This window comes from Streptomyces sp. NBC_00247 (assembly GCF_036188265.1).
GTDB lineage: Bacteria > Actinomycetota > Actinomycetes > Streptomycetales > Streptomycetaceae > Streptomyces.
Genome location: NZ_CP108093.1, coordinates 1,998,889 through 2,016,406, shown reverse-complemented (window position 1 = coordinate 2,016,406; position 17,518 = coordinate 1,998,889). Strand labels below are relative to the sequence as shown.

17 protein-coding genes and 1 pseudogene are annotated in these 17,518 nt (G+C 71.6%); 4 read left to right on the top strand and 14 right to left on the bottom strand.

Annotated elements, in window-relative coordinates; all coding sequences use genetic code 11:
- Positions 1-131: 131 nt before the first annotated feature.
- Positions 132-830 (bottom strand): hypothetical protein, encoded by a 699-nt coding sequence (locus tag OHT52_RS08205; protein WP_328719473.1) that lies wholly within the window; start codon positions 828-830, stop codon positions 132-134.
- 284 nt (positions 831-1,114) lie between these two features.
- Positions 1,115-1,441 (bottom strand): annotated as a pseudogene (locus OHT52_RS08200) (SDR family oxidoreductase); the annotation flags it as partial.
- Positions 1,442-1,541: 100 nt separating this feature from the next.
- Between OHT52_RS08200 and OHT52_RS08195 the strand changes: the two are divergent.
- Positions 1,542-2,060, top strand: a complete 519-nt coding sequence (locus OHT52_RS08195) for a TetR/AcrR family transcriptional regulator (protein ID WP_328719472.1) — start codon at positions 1,542-1,544, stop codon at positions 2,058-2,060.
- Here OHT52_RS08195 and OHT52_RS08190 read toward each other — a convergent pair.
- From OHT52_RS08190 to OHT52_RS08175, 4 genes are all read right to left on the bottom strand, one after another.
- Positions 2,052-2,408, bottom strand: a complete 357-nt coding sequence (locus tag OHT52_RS08190; RefSeq protein WP_328719471.1) for a DUF952 domain-containing protein — start codon at positions 2,406-2,408, stop codon at positions 2,052-2,054. The two genes, OHT52_RS08195 and OHT52_RS08190, sit on opposite strands and share 9 nt — an antisense overlap.
- Before the next feature lie 29 nt (positions 2,409-2,437).
- Complete coding sequence (locus OHT52_RS08185; RefSeq protein ID WP_328719470.1) at positions 2,438-3,433, bottom strand: NAD-dependent epimerase/dehydratase family protein; 996 nt, start codon at positions 3,431-3,433, stop codon at positions 2,438-2,440.
- 182 nt (positions 3,434-3,615) lie between these two features.
- A complete protein-coding gene (locus OHT52_RS08180; RefSeq protein ID WP_328719469.1) occupies positions 3,616-4,050 on the bottom strand; it encodes a DUF6304 family protein in 435 nt (144 codons plus the stop codon).
- Positions 4,051-4,127: 77 nt separating this feature from the next.
- Positions 4,128-5,093 (bottom strand): zinc-binding dehydrogenase, encoded by a 966-nt coding sequence (locus OHT52_RS08175; RefSeq protein ID WP_328719468.1) that lies wholly within the window; start codon positions 5,091-5,093, stop codon positions 4,128-4,130.
- 147 nt (positions 5,094-5,240) lie between these two features.
- On the opposite strand from OHT52_RS08175, the gene OHT52_RS08170 reads away from it, so the two are divergent.
- Together OHT52_RS08170 and OHT52_RS08165 are read left to right on the top strand one after the other, a co-directional pair.
- Positions 5,241-5,450: a helix-turn-helix domain-containing protein gene (locus OHT52_RS08170; protein ID WP_328719467.1), complete on the top strand. Its 210-nt coding sequence runs from the start codon at positions 5,241-5,243 to the stop codon at positions 5,448-5,450.
- Complete coding sequence (locus tag OHT52_RS08165) at positions 5,450-6,040, top strand: Clp protease N-terminal domain-containing protein (RefSeq protein WP_328719466.1); 591 nt, start codon at positions 5,450-5,452, stop codon at positions 6,038-6,040. The genes OHT52_RS08170 and OHT52_RS08165 overlap by 1 nt, the downstream gene beginning before the upstream one ends.
- Before the next feature lie 169 nt (positions 6,041-6,209).
- Here OHT52_RS08165 and OHT52_RS08160 read toward each other — a convergent pair whose 3' ends face one another.
- On the bottom strand, positions 6,210-7,349 hold the full coding sequence (locus OHT52_RS08160; protein ID WP_328719465.1) for a helix-turn-helix transcriptional regulator: 1,140 nt from the start codon (positions 7,347-7,349) through the stop codon (positions 6,210-6,212).
- A gap of 1 nt (position 7,350) precedes the next feature.
- Positions 7,351-8,208, bottom strand: coding sequence for a DUF4097 family beta strand repeat-containing protein (locus tag OHT52_RS08155; protein ID WP_328719464.1), 858 nt, complete (start codon positions 8,206-8,208; stop codon positions 7,351-7,353).
- Between the two features lie 159 nt (positions 8,209-8,367).
- Between OHT52_RS08155 and OHT52_RS08150 the strand changes: the two genes are divergently transcribed.
- On the top strand, positions 8,368-9,213 hold the full coding sequence (locus OHT52_RS08150) for a hypothetical protein (RefSeq protein WP_328719463.1): 846 nt from the start codon (positions 8,368-8,370) through the stop codon (positions 9,211-9,213).
- Between the two features lie 217 nt (positions 9,214-9,430).
- Here OHT52_RS08150 and OHT52_RS08145 read toward each other — a convergent pair whose 3' ends face one another.
- From OHT52_RS08145 to OHT52_RS08120, 6 genes are all read right to left on the bottom strand, one after another.
- Positions 9,431-10,075: a dihydrofolate reductase family protein gene (locus tag OHT52_RS08145; protein ID WP_328719462.1), complete on the bottom strand. Its 645-nt coding sequence runs from the start codon at positions 10,073-10,075 to the stop codon at positions 9,431-9,433.
- Positions 10,076-10,334: 259 nt separating this feature from the next.
- Positions 10,335-10,520, bottom strand: a complete 186-nt coding sequence (locus tag OHT52_RS08140) for a DUF6104 family protein (RefSeq protein ID WP_328719461.1) — start codon at positions 10,518-10,520, stop codon at positions 10,335-10,337.
- A 149-nt stretch (positions 10,521-10,669) separates the two neighbouring features.
- Positions 10,670-14,485 (bottom strand): multifunctional oxoglutarate decarboxylase/oxoglutarate dehydrogenase thiamine pyrophosphate-binding subunit/dihydrolipoyllysine-residue succinyltransferase subunit, encoded by a 3,816-nt coding sequence (locus OHT52_RS08135; RefSeq protein ID WP_328719460.1) that lies wholly within the window; start codon positions 14,483-14,485, stop codon positions 10,670-10,672.
- A 258-nt stretch (positions 14,486-14,743) separates the two neighbouring features.
- Positions 14,744-15,820: a HAMP domain-containing sensor histidine kinase gene (locus tag OHT52_RS08130; protein WP_328719459.1), complete on the bottom strand. Its 1,077-nt coding sequence runs from the start codon at positions 15,818-15,820 to the stop codon at positions 14,744-14,746.
- The gene (locus tag OHT52_RS08125) at positions 15,817-16,554 is read right to left on the bottom strand and encodes a response regulator transcription factor (RefSeq protein ID WP_328719458.1); all 738 of its coding nucleotides are present in this window, start codon (positions 16,552-16,554) and stop codon (positions 15,817-15,819) included. The genes OHT52_RS08130 and OHT52_RS08125 overlap by 4 nt, the downstream gene beginning before the upstream one ends.
- Before the next feature lie 226 nt (positions 16,555-16,780).
- On the bottom strand, positions 16,781-17,476 hold the full coding sequence (locus OHT52_RS08120; protein WP_328719457.1) for a spermidine synthase: 696 nt from the start codon (positions 17,474-17,476) through the stop codon (positions 16,781-16,783).
- Positions 17,477-17,518 lie beyond the last annotated feature (42 nt).

Sequence of the window (17,518 nt, the reverse complement as noted above, 5' to 3'; positions counted from 1 at the left end):
ACGGCGTCCATGGCGGGCCGGGTGCGGTCGTTTCCGCCCGGCAGCACAGGCCGACCCGCCCCCTGCGCGACACGTTCCGCGCGGGAACGCCGGGGAGTGGTCCTCTCGGGGGACGCGGAGGGCGAAGCGGATCAGTGGGACCGCTGAGCGGATGCCCGAAGGCGCTCGTGGAGGTACGGGTCGTCGAGACGTACGTCGACGACACGGTCGCGCACGTCCGAGAGGAGCCAGCCCAGCAGCTCGGCTGCGGCGTCGTACTCCTCGTAGAAGCCCATGCGCAGGTCGGTGATCTCGAACTCGAACATCACGTCGTCGACGAGGTCCGTCAAGTGCGCGTCGGCGGCCGGGGTGCGGGTCGCGGCCCATGTGTTCAGCCATGGGCGCAGGCTGTGGGTGGCCACGGTGATGACGCTGAGGGAGTTCCTGACGGGTACGGGGCTGGGGTGGGTGCGCAGCGTGCTCTGCCACCACGTTGACCAGACGTCCCGAAGCGCCTCGGTCAAGGGCGGGTCCCAGGTGGTCCATCCCGCCTGAACCAGGCGGGAGGCGATGAGTTCCTCGTCGACATGGAGCCGACCCGTGACGAGTGGGCGAATGACGCGTGGGACGAGACGACGGTAGAGGCGGGGGAAGTCCTCCCAATGATCAGGCGTCTTCGCTGCGACCGAGGAGACCAGGCGGTCGGCCATGAGGTGCAGCGGGCCGGAGAGTTGGGCGAAGTCCCGCTCGTCGTAGCAGTACGTGCACCCCGTGACGCGGAAGGGGGCCTCTGAGGCGAAGGCGTGGTCCAAGGCGTCGAGAGCGGCCGTGAGCTGCTCGGAGCTAGACATGAAGACCTGCCGGGGGGACTCCGTCCGGGTGACCGGAGAAGAGCGCAGGTTATCAGGCGGTCTCCTGTTCTCGGGCATGTCCCGATGGTCCGAGTGGCGGGGGCGGAATTCCGTGAAGGGCCCAACTCCGGTGCTCACGCCGCCGACTCGATCCGGTCGAGCCACGAGGGAGAACGTCGTGGCCGAACTGTTCGACGCCGAGTACCGACGTGTCCGGGACCGGATCTACGACGAGTGCACGTTCCGGCCGAGTCCGGTCCACGGGCACCGCTGTCCGCCCTGTCTCACGCCCCCCTGCTGAGGCGGCCGGAGCGGAGGGCGGCGACCACGCCACCGTCGACCAGCAGGTCGTTTCCGGTCACGAAACTCGCGTCGGGGCCCAGGAGGAACGCGGCCGCGGCCGCGATGTCGTCGGCGGTGCCGAGGCGCCCGGTGCCGGAGGCTTGCACCATCGCCCGCATGTGCCGGCCGCTCTCGCCGTCCAGCTCCTGACGCCCCATGGGCGTGGAGATGACGCCGGGGCTGATGGAGTTGACCCGTGCCCCGCGTCGGCCCCAGTCGGTGGCGGCGGCCTGGACCCGCAGCCGGTTGGCGTACTTGGACAGGGGATAGGTACGGCGGCCTGGCAGGCCCAGGGATGTGCAGACGGACCGGGCGATCCTGGACGCCGCGCAGGAGCTGCTGCTCCAGGACGGGTACGCGGGCCTCTCGATGGAGAAGGTCGCCGCGCGGGCGGGGGTCGGCAAGCCGACCGTGTACCGCCGCTGGCCGTCCAGGACGGCACTGGTCGGCGATGTCACCCGGCGCGCGTACCTCGCAGCCGCACCCGAGGGGCAGATTCCGGTACCGGAGGCCGGGCACGTGGCACATGCCGTCGTCGCGTGGTTCCGGACCCACGCCCACGCGGTCACCGATCCGGACAACTCCGCGCTGGTGCTGGCCCTCACGGCGGCCGCAGCGGAGAACCCCAGGGACGCGGACTCGCTCTACCGCGACCACACACGGGATCAGCACGAGGCGCTCGCCGCACTGTTGCGCGCGGGTGTGGAGGCGGGTGAGTTCCGCCCCGGCACCGACGTGGACGCGGTGGTGGACGCCCTCATCGGCTCCACCCTCTATCTGCTGCTCACCGGGCGGTCCGCCGAGGCGCCGGAGCGGGCCGATGGACTGGTCGCCGCGTTGCTGGACGGAATCCGCAGCTCCCCGGACGAGGGTGCCTGGTCAGCGTGAGGTCGTGCCCCCACCGGCCCCGGTCGCGGGACCCGGCCACGGCCGTACCTCGACCACCGCGTCCACCGGCAGCGGCCCGTACAGGTGCGGGAACTCCTCGCCGCCCTCGGTCATGGCCTCGTGGCGCAGGGGCGCGGTGAGGCGGGCCGGGTCGATGACCAGGACGACCAGCTCCACCTCCTCGGAGCCGTACAGCATGCGGGCCACGGCGGGGAGTTGGTGGGGGTGGGAGAGGTGGATGTAGCCCTCCTGCTGGAGGGTGCGGCCCCGGGTGGACCAGGTGTGGGCGCCGTCGTGCAGGGCCGCTGCCCAGAGACCCGGCTCGGTGAGGTGGAGGAGTTCCGTCATGGAGTCACGGTAGCGGGGCGGCGAGTTCCTCAGCCGACTGCCAGCAGGCGGGCTTCCACCTCCGGGGCGAGGCCGACGGGAGGCCGGTCGGGGCGTTGCGGGGCGACCCCGCCCATCGACTTCAGCCAGGTCCAGGTGTCGGCGACGGTCTCGGAGACGGGGCGGCAGCGCATCCCGGCGGCGAGAGCCTTGCCGACGTCGCCGCGGTGGAGGGCGTCGTGCAGCTCTCCCTCGGGCAGCCAGATCGGGAGCTCGGTCCAGGGCTCCACGCCTGCCGCGAGGATGGTCGCCGGGTCGGTCCAACGAAGCTCGGCGTCGGACCCGGTGACCCGGACGCAGGCGTCCAGCAGCTCACCCATGGTGGCGTGACCGGACGCGCTGACGGTGTTGTACGGGCCGTTGAGGCGCTGCTCCGCCGCGTCCAGCACCCACACCGCCAGGTCGCGGGCGTCGATGTACTGGAGCGGGCTGTCCCGGGGGCCCGGCGCCAGGACCGGGCCGCCCCGGGCCGTCCGGTTCAGCCACCACGGGAGCCGTCCGATGTTCTCGTACGGGCCGAGGATCAGGCCGGGACGTGCCAGCAGGGCGCGGTCGCCGAAGGCGCCGAGCGCGGCCAGCTCGCCGCCGAGCTTGGCCTGCGGGTACGGGACGTCCCCCTCCTCGTCCGGAGACGCACCGGACACCAGCGGGCCGTCCTCCGGCAGCCCGGCGGGTGTCGGGTACGCGTACACCGAGCGGGTGGAGACGTACGTGTAGTGGCCGGCCCGGTCCGCGAGCAGCCGGGCCGCGTCCCGCACCGCCGAGGGAGCGCCGGACCAGGTGTCGACCACCGCGTCCCACTCGCCGCTCTCCAGCGCCGCCAGACCGGCCTTCCCCGCCGTCCGGTCGCCCCTCAGCGCCGCCGCGCCGGGGGCGGGCCGCCCGCGGCCCCGGTTGAACACGGTGACGTCCCAGCCGCGCCCGAGCGCCGCCTCGGTGACGGACCGTCCGACGAACCCCGTGCCGCCCAGAATCAGGATCTTCATGGTTCGACTCTGCCCCTGTTCGCAGGGGAAGGGAACCTGGCCTCGCTGTCGGCAGATCGGGGAACGAATTCCGGCTTCGGGGAGTTCGGCGCCCGCGTTCGTGCCCGTGCGTGCGGCCCGCGGCCGGGCCCCCGCGCCCGAACCCCACGCCCAATCCCCCGCGCCCGGACCGGCAGGCCCGGTCAGAGAGCCGGAGCCCGCAGCCGGGTGTCCTGCGGCAGGACGCCGCGTATCGCGGCCAGGGCCGCGGCGAAGTCGCGTTCGGCGCGCGCCGATTCGTAGAGCGCGCCGTCCAAGTGAAGGGCGAGGTGCACGTCCGGGTCCGAGCGGCGCAGGGAGAAGAGGCAGCTCATCGTCGCGGGCCGTTCGGTCTCCCCGGTGACGATGACCACCGGCTGGTCCCACTCCAGGACGCAGTCGGTCAGGGCGCCGTCCGCCAGGGCGAACGTGGCGCCGTCCGGGAGCGGGTACACCACCGGGCGGAGGTCGTCGAGGCGCTTGCCCTCGAAGTCGACACCCCGGATGCGCAGCTTGATCACTCCGCCGTCAGCGAAGACGGTGGCCGCGTCGGAACCCAAGTGGTCCCGGTACCAGCCTGCACACGACTCGTTTGTCATGAGCAGGGACTGTAGCCCCTGCTCACGGTGCGATTCGTGCCGCCCTCCACTTTGCGGCGAGGACGGTCGGGAGAGGGTCAGGCGGGGGTCAGTACGATCTTGCCGAACTGGTCGCCCGTGAGCATGCGTTCGAAGCCCTCGCGGGCCCGGTCCAGCGGCAGGACCGCGTCGATCACGGGCCGTACGCCGGTCGCCGCGCAGAAGGCGAGCAGGTCCTCCAGCTCGTCCTTGGAACCCATCGTGGAGCCGACGATCTTGAGTTCGAGGAAGAAGACCCTGGTCAGCTCGGCGTGCGAGGGTCGATCGCCGCTGGTGGCACCGGAGATGACGAGAGTGCCGCCGGGGCGCAGGGACTTCACCGAGTGGGACCAGGTCGCGGCGCCGACCGTCTCGATGACCGCGTCCACGCGTTCGGGCAGGCGGGCGCCCGGCTCGAAGGCGTCGACGGCACCCAGTTCGATCGCGCGCCTCCGCTTCGCCTCGTCCCGGCTGGTCGCGTAGACCCGTAGGCCGGCCGCGCGGCCGAGGACGATGGCGGCGGTGGCGACCCCGCCCCCCGCGCCCTGGACGAGGACGCGATCGCCCGGGCGCACACCGGCGTTGGTGAAGAGCATCCGGTACGCGGTGAGCCAGGCGGTCGGCAGGCAGGCGGCCTGCTCGAAGCTCAACTCCTTCGGCTTGGGCAGTACGTTCCAGGAGGGCACGGTGACCCGCTCGGCGAAGGTGCCCTGGTAGCGCTCGGTCAAGATGGAACGCGGCTCCTTCGGTCCGACCCCGTGACCTGTCTGGCCGATCACCGAGTGCACCACGACCTCGTTGCCGTCCTCGTCGACGCCGGCCGCGTCGCAACCGAGGATCATCGGCAACCGGTCCTCCGTGATGCCCACTCCGCGCAGCGACCAGAGGTCGTGGTGGTTGAGCGAGGCGGCGCGGACCTCGACGGTGGTCCAGCCGGGGCGGGACCCGGGAGCGGGGCGTTCGCCCAGTTCCAGGCCGGACAGGGGGTTCTCGCGGTCGATGCGGGCTGCGTAGGCGGCGAACATGCCCCGACCCTAGGCCCGGCCGCCGCCCGATCCAACCGGCTGCCGGTGTGACACGCGCCGCGCCCCCGGCCTCGTGCGTGAACCGCCCGGCCGCCTCTCATGTCAACTGGGGTTGACGTGCCCCGCATGTCAACTTATGTTGACAGCATGACCGAAGCAACGGACCTGGCCGCACGCGCCGGGGATCGCGATCCGCGCGTCGGGCTGCGGGCCGTCGCCGCGCTGCGGCGGCTGCTGGAGCAGCTCGAAGCCGTACAAGTCAGAAGCGCCCGCGCCAAAGGCTGGTCGTGGCAGGAGGTCGCCGCCGAACTCGGCGTCAGCAGGCAAGCCGTGCACAAGAAGTACGGGAGGAACTGATGTTCGAGCGATTCACCAAGGAGGCCCGGGCCGCCGTCGCCGGAGCCGTCACCTTCTCCCAGGGTGCGGGGGAGGGTGGCATCACCGAGGAACACCTGCTGCTCTCTCTCCTGGACCAGGACTCGGGCCGGGCCGCGTTCGCCCTCGCCGCGCTCGGGGTGACCGACCGCCGGGCCTCCCTGCAAGCGGCGCTCGGCGAGGCCCGTCGGCTGGGCGGTCTGACGAAGGCCGACACGCAGGCGCTGGCCGGGCTCGGCATCGACGTCGGCGAGATCGTCGCCCGGATCGAGGAGGAGCACGGCGAGGGTGCGCTGGCGCAGGACGGCCGGGTGCGCCGAAGCCGGTCCGGACGCCGGCCGCTCACCGCCGGCGCCAAGGGCGTCCTGGAGGGTTCCCTGCGCATCGCGGTGGGCCGGGGGGACCGCTTCATCGGCGGGGAGCACCTGCTGCTGGCGCTCGTCGCGCGGCCCGGAGTGGTGGCGGACGTACTCGCGGAGCACGGCGCCTCGTACGCGACCGTGGAGCGCGCGCTGTACGGGGCGGGGCGCGAGGGCGGGGGAGGAGCGGCCGGGGCGGCGGCAGCCGGCTGACGGGCGTCCGACGGTACGGGCGGCCGCCGGGAGAGTGGTCGCGGTCGGGGCCCGGTGAGGCCGCCGGCCGTCAGGCCCGGAGCCGGTCCGCCCGACGCCACCCACCGGGCCCGGAGCCGGTGAGACCGCCGCCCCGACCCGGGCGGCGGTCTCACTGCGTGACGGCCCTTCAGGCCCTGCGGAGGTCCTTCGGGTCGTCCCCGTCGGGCGGGCCGGCGCTCCGCAGCAGCGCGTCGACGCGCGAGGCCGCCGTGGCGAGGTGGGCGCGGGCCTTTGCCACCTGCTCGTCCGTGACGCCCCGGTCGCGGGCGGCGTCGCGGATGTCGTCGCGAAAGCGGTCCAGCAGCCGGTCCAGGTCGCGTGCCGGATCGCCGGTGACCGGCACGTCCCCGGCCCAGTCGGGCGCGGGGCCGGCCTCCGTGCGGGAAGCGGCCGTCCCCGTGGACGCCCCGCCCGGACGCGAGGGCTCCTGATCCGACGACCGGGCCTCCGGGCCCTGCGCACGCGTGTGCTCGGTACGGTCGGCGGGCGGCCAGGTACCGGTCTTGGCGAGGCCGGCGAGGTGGCCGGTGATCTCGGCCAGACCGTCGCGCACCCCGGCGGGCCAGTCGCCCCGCGCGAAGTGCTCCTGCACCTGGCGGGCCGCGTTCCGCATCTGCTCGCGGGCGCGCTCGTCGGCCTCCTTCGCCTGGCGGCGGGCCTGTTGCGCGTCCTCGCGGGCACGCCGCGACTCGTCCTTCGCCCGGCGGGCCTGCTCCTTCCACTCCTGCTTGGCCTGGCGCAACTCCTCCTTGGCCTTGCGCCAGGCGTCCTTCTCCGTGAAGTCGCCCAGGTTCCCCACCTTGGCGAGGTCTCCCAGATCGCCGATGAGGGACTCCCAGTCGCTCCGGGCGCCGCCGGGTCCTGCGGAGCCGGGCCGGTGGCGGGAAGCGGACGCGGCGGCGCGCATGTCGCTGCGCAGCTTCCCGGCCGCGCCCCGGACGTCCTCACGGATCTCGGCGGCCAGCTCGGAGACGGACTCCCGGATCTCCAGCTCGAGATCGGCGAGTTCGCCGGTGCGGCCGGCGAGTTCGGTGCGGCCCGCTTCGGTGATCGAGTAGACCTTCCGGCCGCCCTCCGTCGCGTGGGTGACGAGCCCTTCCGCCTCCAGCTTGGCCAGCCGGGGGTAGACCGTGCCGGCGGACGGGGCGTACAGCCCCTGGAAGCGCTCCTCCAGCAGCCGGATCACCTCGTAACCGTGGCGCGGGGCCTCGTCGAGCAGTTTCAACAGGTAGAGGCGCAGGCGGCCGTGGGCGAATACGGGGGGCATGTCAGAGCGCCTTTCCGGTCGGCTCGGCAACGTACGGTTCGTCCTCGGACGGCGGGCGGCGCAGCAGAGCGATCGAGCCGGACACGGTCGTCGCCTTGAGCTTGCCCGTACCGGCGCCCAGCGTGCCGGTGATCTTCTTGGCGCCCCACTGGCCGCCCACCCGCAGGTCCTCGAAGGCGTTGGAGACGGCGCCGCTCGCGGTGTTCGCCTCGACCTCGGCGTCCGCCGGGTGGGGCAGCCGGATCGCGATGGCGCCGGAGACCGTGGCGAGCCGGATGTCGGTCGGCGCCCCCGAGGCGTCGAGGTCCAGCACCATGTCGCCGCTGACGGAATCGGCGCGCACCGAGGTGCCCGCGCCCTCCACGACGGTGAGATCGCCGGAGACCGACTTGAAGCGGAGGTCGCCGGTGACGGCCTGCGCCTCCAGGCCGCCGGAGACCGTCTCGCCGCGCACCTCCCCGGAGAGCGCGACGAGGGTGGTGTCGCCGGTGACACCGCGTACGTCGGTACGGCCCCGGATGCCCGAGACGAACGCCCCGGCGCCGACGACGCCGACCTCGACGGACGCGGAGGCGGGTACCGCGAGGGTGACCGTGGCGCTGCGGGAACGGCCGTTGCGGTCGAGCCACTTGAGGAAGCTCTTCCAGGGGAGGTCCTCGTAGGTCACCGACAGGACGCCGTCTTCGAGGGTGACGATCAGCGGCGGGCCGTCGATGGCGGAGACCTCCAGCCGGGCCTCGGGCTCCTCGGAGCCGACCACGTTGACGGTGCCGCTGACGACTCGCACCCTGAGCGCGGTCACCTGCTCGGCGAAGGCGAGTTTCAGTGGCTCGGCGACGGTCCACGTCGACACAGGCATGGGTGTGACCTCCAGAGAGCGTGGCACGACGCAACATATCGCGTCTCTGCAGAACACGATATATCGCGGATCGGCGGAGTCAAGGCCGTGAGGTCCTCCAGGTCCTCACCCACGCGACAAAAGGGCTCATACATGGATGAGGTGCCCTAGCGTGTAGGCATGGACGCGACACCCGTGGGGGCTCTGCTGCTGTGCCGGGCGGACCCCGAGACCGTGCGGCCCCTGGCCCACCTCCTGCGCGAGCGCATGCTCCTCATCCCTGCCGGTGAGGAGTGGAGCGTGCTGGTGCCGGAGGGCCGGGCCTGGCGGGACACGCCCGACGAGCCCGCCGAACCGGTCGACCGAGTGCTGACGGGCTGGGCGGCGGCCCTCGCGGTCGCCTCCACCTGGCCGGTCGTCGCGCTCTGGTGGGACGCCACCCGGGCCGGCTGCGTGCTCGCGTCGGGCTTCCGCCGCCCGGTCGGATACGTCTGGCTGGCGGACGGCACCCCCGCCGGCGAGGACGAGGCGATGACCACGTTCGCGGCACGGCTGGATCTCGACCCGGTGCTCGACGTACAGGCGCTGCAGACCCTGACCCGCCCCGACCCGCACGCGGACGGCTGTGCGCGGCTGCGGACGCTGCTCGGCCTGCTCACCCGTGCGGGAGTGGTGCTGCGGCCGGGACTGGAACCGGGCCGGAGCACCGAGGCGCTGCGGGAGGCGGCCCGGGCGCTGCCGGGCACCGGACGGATCGAGTGGGCGGGCTGGCGGGACGCCGTGCGCGTGGAACTCGACGCCGTGGAGAGCAGCGGACTCGGCCCCTGGATGCTCGGCCCCCGCGCGCGGGCGGCGGCCACCACGCAGGTGCTCGTCGGCGGCCCGCTGGTCCTCTGGGGGGCGTTCCGTCGCAGCGGCGGATGGACGGCGGCGGGCGTGCTGCTGCTCGCGCAGGGGGTGCTGGGACTCGCGTACAACGAGGTCAGGGCCCGGGCGACGGTACGCGATTCACCACCGCGCCGGTGAACGGGCAGCCCGGTACGGCTGACCCCGCCGCAGCCCCGTACGCCGGGTCGTCGGCGCGGTAGGGGCCCTCACAGCACTCGCCGGCGGGAGACGCCGGGGGCAGACCTGGACAGCACCCGCAGCGACCCGCGCGACGCGGGAAAACCCCGAGGGCGCCGCTGGGCAACGGCCATGCCGCGGGCACCGGGACGGAGCCCGCGGCATGGCCGGTCCGGCCTCACTTCCGCCAGAACAGGTGGTGCGTCACGCCGCTCGGGCTGGGCACGACGTCCCGGTGGAACCGGTCGAGCAGCTCATCAGGGGACTCCCACAGCCGGGCCCCGGAGCCGAGCTTCGTCGGCGCGACCGCCACGTGCAGGGTGTCGACGAGGCCGGCCTCGATGAACTCCCGGATGATCGTGGCCCCACCGCCGAGCCGGACGTCCTGACCCTGCGCCGCCTCCTTCGCCCGGGCGAGCACCGCAGCCGGGTCGCCGTCGACGAAGTGGAACGTGGTGTCGGTGAGCGTGAACGACGGCCGCTCGTGGTGCGTCATGACGAACACCGGTGTGTGGAAGGGGGGTTCGTCACCCCACCAGCCCTGCCACTCATGGTCCTGCCAGGGCCCGCGCTGCGGCCCGAACTTGTTGCGGCCCATGATCTCGGCGCCGATGTTGCGGGCGTAGTCCCGCGTGAAGTAGTCGTCCAGACCTCGCCCGCCGGGTTCGGAGCGGCTGATGGGCGGGTGGTCGGTGGCAAAGGCCCAGGCGAGCAAGTTCCCCGGATCGGCATGGCCGAACGGCTTCTCGAGGCTCTGGCCCTCGCCGGCGCCGAACCCGTCGCTCGAGACGGTGAAGTTCTGGACCCGCAGCAACTGGCTCATCAAGCTCCTCCTGCTTCACACTGTCCGATCACCTGACGAACGGTAGACCGGCGGGCCGCAAAACTCATCACCGTGCACTTCTCGTCGAACTCCCGCAGTCGCGCGCAGGGCCACGACTCCCCCGCGGCGGACACTGCCCGACCCGGTAGCGGACGTATCGGGGTGGCCCGACGGAGCGACGAGCGTGCGCGCCGGGCGTCGCCGGACAGAAGGGAGCTTCACCCCGCGTCCAGCCGCCACCGGGCCTCGACCGGCCGCGTCACTCGTCCTCTTCTTCGTCGTCGTCCAGACGCGCCAGCCAGGTCGCCAGCCGCTCGACCGGCACCTCGAAATCGGGGTTGAGGTCGACGAAGGTACGCAGCTGCTCGGCCAGCCACTCGAAGGTGACCTCCTCCTCGCCGCGCCGCTTCTCCAGTTCCTCGATGCCCCGGTCCGTGAAATACACAACGTGCTCCTGTTGCCTGCCTGCGGATGTTCTTCTCTCAGGGTAGGGCGCCCCCGGCCCCCGCCCCACAGCAGCACGGAACAGGGACCGGCCCCCACCGCGGTGCTGGTGGGGGCCGGTCCCTGTCGTCGAGCGGGTACCTCTGCCGGTCAGGCCTCGAAGACCTCGGCGACCAGCTGAGCCTGCTCCGCCTGGTGGCGCTTGGCCGAACCGACGGCCGGCGACGAGCCTGCCGGCCGCGAGATGCGGCGCAGACGCTCGTTGTGCGGGACGTCGGCACCCACGGCCAGGTCCAAGTGGTCGATCAGGTTGAGCGCGATGAACGGCCACGCACCCTGGTTCGCCGGCTCCTCCTGCGCCCAGAGGTACTTCTCGGCGTTCGGGTACTTGGCGATCTCGGCCTGGAGCTCCGCACCCGGCAGCGGGTACAGGCGCTCCAGCCTGATGATCGCGGTCTCCGTGTCGCCGCGCTTCTGGCGCTCGGCGTCGAGGTCGTAGTACAGCTTGCCGGCGCAGAAGACGACCTTGCGGACGTTCTCGGGGCTCACCGACGCGTCGCCGATCACCGGGCGGAAGCCGCCGGTGGTGAACTCCTCCACCTTCGACGACGCCGCCTTGAGGCGGAGCATCGACTTCGGGGTGAAGACGATCAGCGGCTTGTGGTGCGGGTTGTGCACCTGCCACCGCAGGAGGTGGAAGTAGTTCGACGGCAGGGTCGGCATGGCGACCGTCATGTTGTCCTGGCCGCACATCTGGAGGAAGCGCTCCGGGCGGGCGGACGAGTGGTCCGGGCCCTGGCCCTCGTAACCGTGCGGCAGCAGCAGGGTGACGCCGGACGTCTGGCCCCACTTCTGCTCGGCCGAGGAGATGAACTCGTCCACGACGGTCTGCGCGCCGTTGACGAAGTCACCGAACTGCGCCTCCCAGACGACCAGCGACTCCGGGCGGGCCAGCGAGTAGCCGTACTCGAAGCCCATCGCCGCGTACTCGCTGAGCAGCGAGTCGTAGACGTTGTAACGGGCCTGGTCCTCGGTGAGGTAGAGCAGCGGGGTGTAGTCCTCGCCGGTCACCTGGTCGACCAGCACCGCGTGGCGCTGGCCGAACGTGCCGCGGCGGGTGTCCTGGCCGGCGAGCCGGACCGGGGTGCCCTCCATCAGCAGCGAACCGATGGCGAGGGTCTCGCCCATGCCCCAGTCGATGGTGCCGTTCTCCACCGAGGCGGCACGGCGCTGCATCTGCGGCATCAGGCGCGGGTGCACCGTGATGTGCTCCGGGATGTTGACCTGGGACTCGGCGATCCGCTTGACGACCTCGGAGGAGACGGAGGTGTCCACGGCGACCGGGAAGGCCGCCTGCGGTTCGCGCACGTGCGGGGCCGCCGACTGCGAGGTGGCTTCGCGGACCTCCGCGAAGACCTTCTCCAGCTGGCCCTGGAAGTCCTGGAGCGCCTGCTCGGCCTCTTCCAGCGTGATGTCGCCGCGACCGATGAGCGACTCGGTGTAGAGCTTGCGCACCGAGCGCTTCTTGTCGATCAGGGTGTACATCTGCGGGTTGGTGAACTCCGGGTTGTCGCCCTCGTTGTGACCGCGGCGGCGGTAGCAGATGAGGTCGATCACGACGTCCTTGTTGAACGCCTGACGGAACTCGAAGGCGAGGCGCGCGACGCGGACCACGGCCTCCGGGTCGTCACCGTTGACGTGGATGATCGGCGCCTCGATCATGCGCGCCACGTCGGTGGCGTACATCGAGGAGCGCGAGGACTCCGGGGCGGCGGTGAAGCCGACCTGGTTGTTGATCACCACGTGCACGGTGCCACCGGTGCGGTAGCCGCGCAGCTGCGACATGTTGAGCGTCTCGGCGACGACACCCTGGCCGGCGAAGGCCGCGTCACCGTGCAGGGCGACGGGCAGGACCGTGAAGTCCGTGCCGCCCTTGTTGATGATGTCCTGCTTGGCGCGGGCGATGCCCTCCAGGACCGGGTCGACCGCCTCCAGGTGCGAGGGGTTCGCGGCGAGCGAGACCTTGATCTGCTCACCGTCCAGACCGGTGAAGGTGCCCTCGGCGCCCAGGTGGTACTTCACGTCGCCGGAGCCGTGCATCGAACGCGGGTCGAGGTTGCCCTCGAACTCGCGGAAGATCTGCGCGTACGACTTGCCGACGATGTTCGCCAGGACGTTCAGGCGGCCGCGGTGGGCCATGCCGATGACGACCTCGTCCAGGCGGGCCTCGGCGGCGGAGTCGATGACGGCGTCGAGCAGCGGGATGACGGACTCGCCGCCCTCCAGGGAGAACCGCTTCTGGCCGACGTACTTCGTCTGCAGGAAGGTCTCGAAGGCCTCGGCCGCGTTGAGGCGGCGGAGGATGCGCAGCTGCTCCTCGCGCTCGGGCTGCGAGCGCGGACGCTCGACCCGGTCCTGGAGCCACTTGCGCTGCTTCGGGTCCTGGATGTGCATGAACTCGATGCCGGTGGTGCGGCAGTACGACTCACGGAGCACACCGAGGATGTCGCGGAGCTTCATCATCGACTTGCCGGCGAAACCGCCGACCGCGAAGTCGCGCTCCAGGTCCCACAGGGTGAGGCCGTGCTCGGTGATGTCCAGGTCGGGGTGCTTGCGCTGGCGGTACTCCAGCGGGTCGGTGTCGGCCATGACGTGGCCGCGGACCCGGTAGGAATGGATCAGCTCGAAGACCCGCGCGGCCTTGGTGACGTCGTCGTCGTGCGAGGCGTCGATGTCCTTGAGCCAGCGGACCGGCTCGTAGGGGATGCGCAGGGCCTCGAAGATCTCGTCGTAGAAGCCGTTCTCGCCGAGCAGCAGCTGCGAGAGGACCCGCAGGAACTCGCCGGAGGCGGCGCCCTGGATGACCCGGTGGTCGTACGTCGAGGTCAGCGTCATGACCTTCGAGATACCGAGCTTGTTCAGGGTGTCCTGGGAGGTGCCCTGGAACTCCGCCGGGTAGTCCATCGCGCCGACGCCCATGATGAGGCCCTGTCCGGGCATCAGGCGGGGCACCGAGTGGACGGTGCCGATGCCGCCGGGGTTGGTCAGCGAGGCGGTGACTCCGGTGAAGTCGTCCATGCCCAGCTTGCCGATGCGGGCGCGGCGGACGATGTCCTCGTACGCCTGCCAGAACTCGAAGAAGTTGAGCGTCTCGGCCTTCTTGATGGCCGCGACCACGAGCTGGCGGTCACCGTTCGGCTTGACCAGGTCGATGGCCAGACCGAGGTTGACGTGCTCGGGCTTGACCAGGGTCGGCTTGCCGTCCTTCTCCGTGAAGGAGTGGTTCATCGACGGCATGGCCTTGAGGGCCTGCACCATCGCGTACCCGATGAGGTGCGTGAAGGAGATCTTCCCGCCGCGGGCGCGCTTGAGGTGGTTGTTGATGACGATGCGGTTGTCGAAGAGCAGCTTCACCGGGACGGCGCGGACGGACGTGGCCGTCGGCAGCTCCAGCGAGGCGTTCATGTTCTTCGCGACGGCGGCCGAGGGGCCGCGCAGCGTCACGTACTCGGGTCCGCCGGTCGACTCGGTCGCCGGAGCGGCCTTGGCGGGCGCCTTCGCGGCCGGCGCCTTCGGGGCGGGGGGAGCAGCCGGGGTCGCGGGGGCCGCGGGGGCCGCGGGAGCGACAGGTGCGGCCGGAGCTGCGGCTGCGGGCGTCGCGGGGGCTGCCGGGGCGGGCTGCGCGGGCGCGGCCTTCTCGGCGGCGGGCGCGGCGGCCGGGGTCACCGGTGCGGCGGGCGCCGCCGGGGCTGCGGCTCCGGGCTTGTCCGCCGCACCGGCGGAACCCGGCTTGTAGTCGGCGAAGAAGTCCCACCAGGCACGGTCGACGGAGTTCGGGTCCTGGAGGTACTGCTGGTAGATCTCGTCGACGAGCCATTCATTGGCACCGAAAGCAGCGGCCGGGTTGATTCCCGGGCCTGCTTGGTCGGTCGAGATGGTCGAGTTACTGGGGGACTGAGACGACACGGCGGCAACCGCCCTCTTCCGCTTCACAAGGTGATGGACAGCGGGAATCAAGGCTACGCCTCCCGCGCCGTTCCTTGCAGACCGGGCCGCTCATCGTCGTGCACATCACATCTGAAGGCGGGTTTCGGAGCTCGGAATGGCGGGAAACAAGCGGGGTTCCGCTGCGCTTCGGGTAGTCAGGGACACGGCTATGGCCCCTCCGGCCGTACCCCTGGTGACGAGGGACCAAGATCACGTCCCTTTCGTTCGAACCATATGTCAACTGCGGTCCGGTGACATCCCCGGAAGAGTGATCTGAATCCGGCAGCCCTGAGTGGATTCAGCCACTCTGATGCGGCCACCGTGCAGATCCACCGCCCAGTGGGCGATGGCCAGTCCCAGCCCCGTGCCGCCGTCGCTGCCGGGGCCGTGCGGGGACGGGGTCTGACCCCGGTTGAACCGCTCGAAGACGTGGTGGCGTTCGGCCTCCGGGATGCCGGGGCCCTCGTCGATCACTTCGAGTTCCAGAGACTCAGGATGCGGACCCCGTCGCGCGAGCACCGTCACCCGGCCGTGCGGCGGGCTGTGCTTGACGGCGTTGTCGATGAGATTCGCCACGACCTGGTGCAGGCGCTCGGTGTCCGCGTACGCCGTCATGTCCCCGGGGGACACGTCGAGGTGCAGATGCACGTCCGTACGGGAGTGGTTGCCCGAGCCCGAGGAGAGCCGGCGGCGCGAGGCCGCGAGGTTCGCCTCCTTCAGTACCCCGGCCAGATAGGGCCACACCTCGAAACGGCCCGCCTTGAGGGGGACGACACCGTTGTCCAGCCGCGACAGGTCCAGCAGCGTCTCCACCAGCCGGCCGAGCCGCTCCGTCTGCTGGAGCGCCGTCCGCATGGTCTCCGGATCGGCGGCCGACACCCCGTCCACCACGTTCTCCAGCACGGCACGGAGCGCGGCGATGGGGGTCCGCAGCTCGTGCGACACGTTGGCGACCAGCGCCTTGCGGTGCCGGTCGACCGCCTCCAGGTCGTCCGCCATGCGGTTGATCGTCTGCGCGAGGTCGCCCAGCTCGTCCCGGCGCCCGGCCCCGCTGACCCGCCCCGTGTAGTCGCCGTGCGAGATCGACCGGGCCACCGCCCGCATCTCGTCCAGCGGTGCCGTCAGGCCGTGCGCGACGAACTGGGTGATCAGCAACGTGGCGATGACCGAGAACACGGTGATGAACTGGAACTCGGTCCGGGTCCGCAGCGCCACCACGAGCAACCCCGTGGTGATGAAGACGGACACCACGACGAGCGTGCCCAGCTTGGCTTTGATCGAGAACGGGCGCAGGCCGGGCCCGGAGCGGGTCATGCTGCCGGGGTCTCCAGCGCGTAGCCGACACCGTGGACCGTACGGATGCGCTCGGCGCCGATCTTGCGACGGAGCGCCTTGATGTGGCTGTCGACCGTGCGGGTGCCCGAGGCGTCCGCCCAGTCCCAGACCTCCGCGAGCAGCTGCTCGCGGGAGAGCACCGCGCGCGGGGTGTTCGCCAGGCAGACCAGCAGGTCGAACTCGGTCGGCGTCAGGTGCACGTCGTCCGCACGCACCCGGACCCTGCGCTGCGCGTGGTCGATCTCCAGCTCACCCAGGCGCAGGATGCCGCTGCGCGGCGTCACCGCGGCCAGCGCGGCCCGCTCGACCCGGCGCAGCAGCACGTGCACCCGCGCCGCCAGCTCCCGCATCGAGAACGGCTTGGTCATGTAGTCGTCCGCGCCGACCCCGAGCCCGACCAGCATGTCGGTCTCGTCGTCCCGCGCGGTCAGCATCAGCACCGGCACCGGACGCTGCGCCTGTACCCGGCGGCAGACCTCCAGGCCGTCGAAGCCCGGGAGCATGATGTCGAGCACCATGAGATCGGGCTGCCACGCCTCGGCCGCGTCCACGGCGGCCGGGCCGTCCAGCGCGGTCTGCACCAGGAAGCCCTCCGCCCGCAGACGCGCGGCGATGGCGTCGATGATCGTGGCGTCGTCTTCGACCACCAGCACCCGGCGCTGCGCTCCGGGGGTGGCCGCGACGCCGTTGTGGTGGGTGTGTGTCTGTTCCATCGCCCCGCCCCTGCCCGCTCCCGCGGAGATCAGTCCTCCGGGGGTCGCGGTCTTCGCTCGTTTTTCTTGCGTGTGTGGTCCGTCTGCCGGGCAGCAGCGTAGAGGCTGGGGACACCTTTCGGCTACGCAGGGTGTTGCCCGGAGTGGAAGGGATACCCCGCCGGGGCAGGTGGAAAGCGTGTCTTGTCCGGGTATCCGCGCCTGGGCAGATACCCCGGCGGGGTGCTCAGGCGGTCCGAAGTGCGAGATGAACCACGTCGGGCACACCTCGGGCAACGGGCACCTCTTCGGTCCGTACCCCATCGAATCCGGCACTCCGTAAGGCCTGTTCGAACGATTCGGACGGCTGAGCGGACCACATGGCGAGAACACCGCCGGGGGTCAGGCGTTCCCGGCAGGTGGCGAGGCCGGAAGGGGAATAGAGGCTTCCGTTGTCGTCGGTCACGGTCCAGTCCGGACCGTTGTCGATGTCCAGACACAATGCGTCATAACGCTCCGTAGTCGTACGCAGATGCGTGACCAGGTCCGCGCGCAGGACCGCGGTCCTGGGGTCGGTCAGGGCGCCACCGGAAATCCGGTCCAGTGGGCCGCGCAGATGCCACTCCACGATCGCCGGTTCCCGCTCCACCACGACGATCCGGCCCCAGCGCTCCTGCGTGGCGGCCCGGACCAGGGAGAACCCCACCCCGAGCCCGCCGATGAGCACCGAGGGGGCAGGGCGTGCGGGCGGCAGAGCCGCGAGGGCCGCGTCGATCAGCAGCCGCTCGGACCTGCCGTCCGAGGTGTCCATGAGGAAGCAGCCGTTGGCGATGATCTCGAAGTGCTCGCCCCGCTCGCGCAACACCACCTCGCCGAAGGGGCCGTCGCGGCGGTCGAGGGTGACGGGGGCCGAGTCGGTGGTGCGGCTGGGGCTGGCGGTCATGCTGGTTGCTCTCCGGTCTCCGTGGTGGCGAACGGGTTCGAG

Bases quoted from the DNA above. Each gene is read 5' to 3' on its own strand.
- OHT52_RS08205 (WP_328719473.1), bottom strand. From the start codon at position 830: ATGTCTAGCTCCGAGCAGCTCACGGCCGCTCTCGACGCCTTGGACCAC.
- OHT52_RS08195 (WP_328719472.1), top strand. From the start codon at position 1,542: ATGGAGAAGGTCGCCGCGCGGGCGGGGGTCGGCAAGCCGACCGTGTAC.
- OHT52_RS08190 (WP_328719471.1), bottom strand. From the start codon at position 2,408: ATGACGGAACTCCTCCACCTCACCGAGCCGGGTCTCTGGGCAGCGGCC.
- OHT52_RS08185 (WP_328719470.1), bottom strand. From the start codon at position 3,433: ATGAAGATCCTGATTCTGGGCGGCACGGGGTTCGTCGGACGGTCCGTC.
- OHT52_RS08180 (WP_328719469.1), bottom strand. From the start codon at position 4,050: ATGACAAACGAGTCGTGTGCAGGCTGGTACCGGGACCACTTGGGTTCC.
- OHT52_RS08175 (WP_328719468.1), bottom strand. From the start codon at position 5,093: ATGTTCGCCGCCTACGCAGCCCGCATCGACCGCGAGAACCCCCTGTCC.
- OHT52_RS08170 (WP_328719467.1), top strand. From the start codon at position 5,241: ATGACCGAAGCAACGGACCTGGCCGCACGCGCCGGGGATCGCGATCCG.
- OHT52_RS08165 (WP_328719466.1), top strand. From the start codon at position 5,450: ATGTTCGAGCGATTCACCAAGGAGGCCCGGGCCGCCGTCGCCGGAGCC.
- OHT52_RS08160 (WP_328719465.1), bottom strand. From the start codon at position 7,349: ATGCCCCCCGTATTCGCCCACGGCCGCCTGCGCCTCTACCTGTTGAAA.
- OHT52_RS08155 (WP_328719464.1), bottom strand. From the start codon at position 8,208: ATGCCTGTGTCGACGTGGACCGTCGCCGAGCCACTGAAACTCGCCTTC.
- OHT52_RS08150 (WP_328719463.1), top strand. From the start codon at position 8,368: ATGGACGCGACACCCGTGGGGGCTCTGCTGCTGTGCCGGGCGGACCCC.
- OHT52_RS08145 (WP_328719462.1), bottom strand. From the start codon at position 10,075: ATGAGCCAGTTGCTGCGGGTCCAGAACTTCACCGTCTCGAGCGACGGG.
- OHT52_RS08130 (WP_328719459.1), bottom strand. From the start codon at position 15,820: ATGACCCGCTCCGGGCCCGGCCTGCGCCCGTTCTCGATCAAAGCCAAG.
- OHT52_RS08125 (WP_328719458.1), bottom strand. From the start codon at position 16,554: ATGGAACAGACACACACCCACCACAACGGCGTCGCGGCCACCCCCGGA.
- OHT52_RS08120 (WP_328719457.1), bottom strand. From the start codon at position 17,476: ATGACCGCCAGCCCCAGCCGCACCACCGACTCGGCCCCCGTCACCCTC.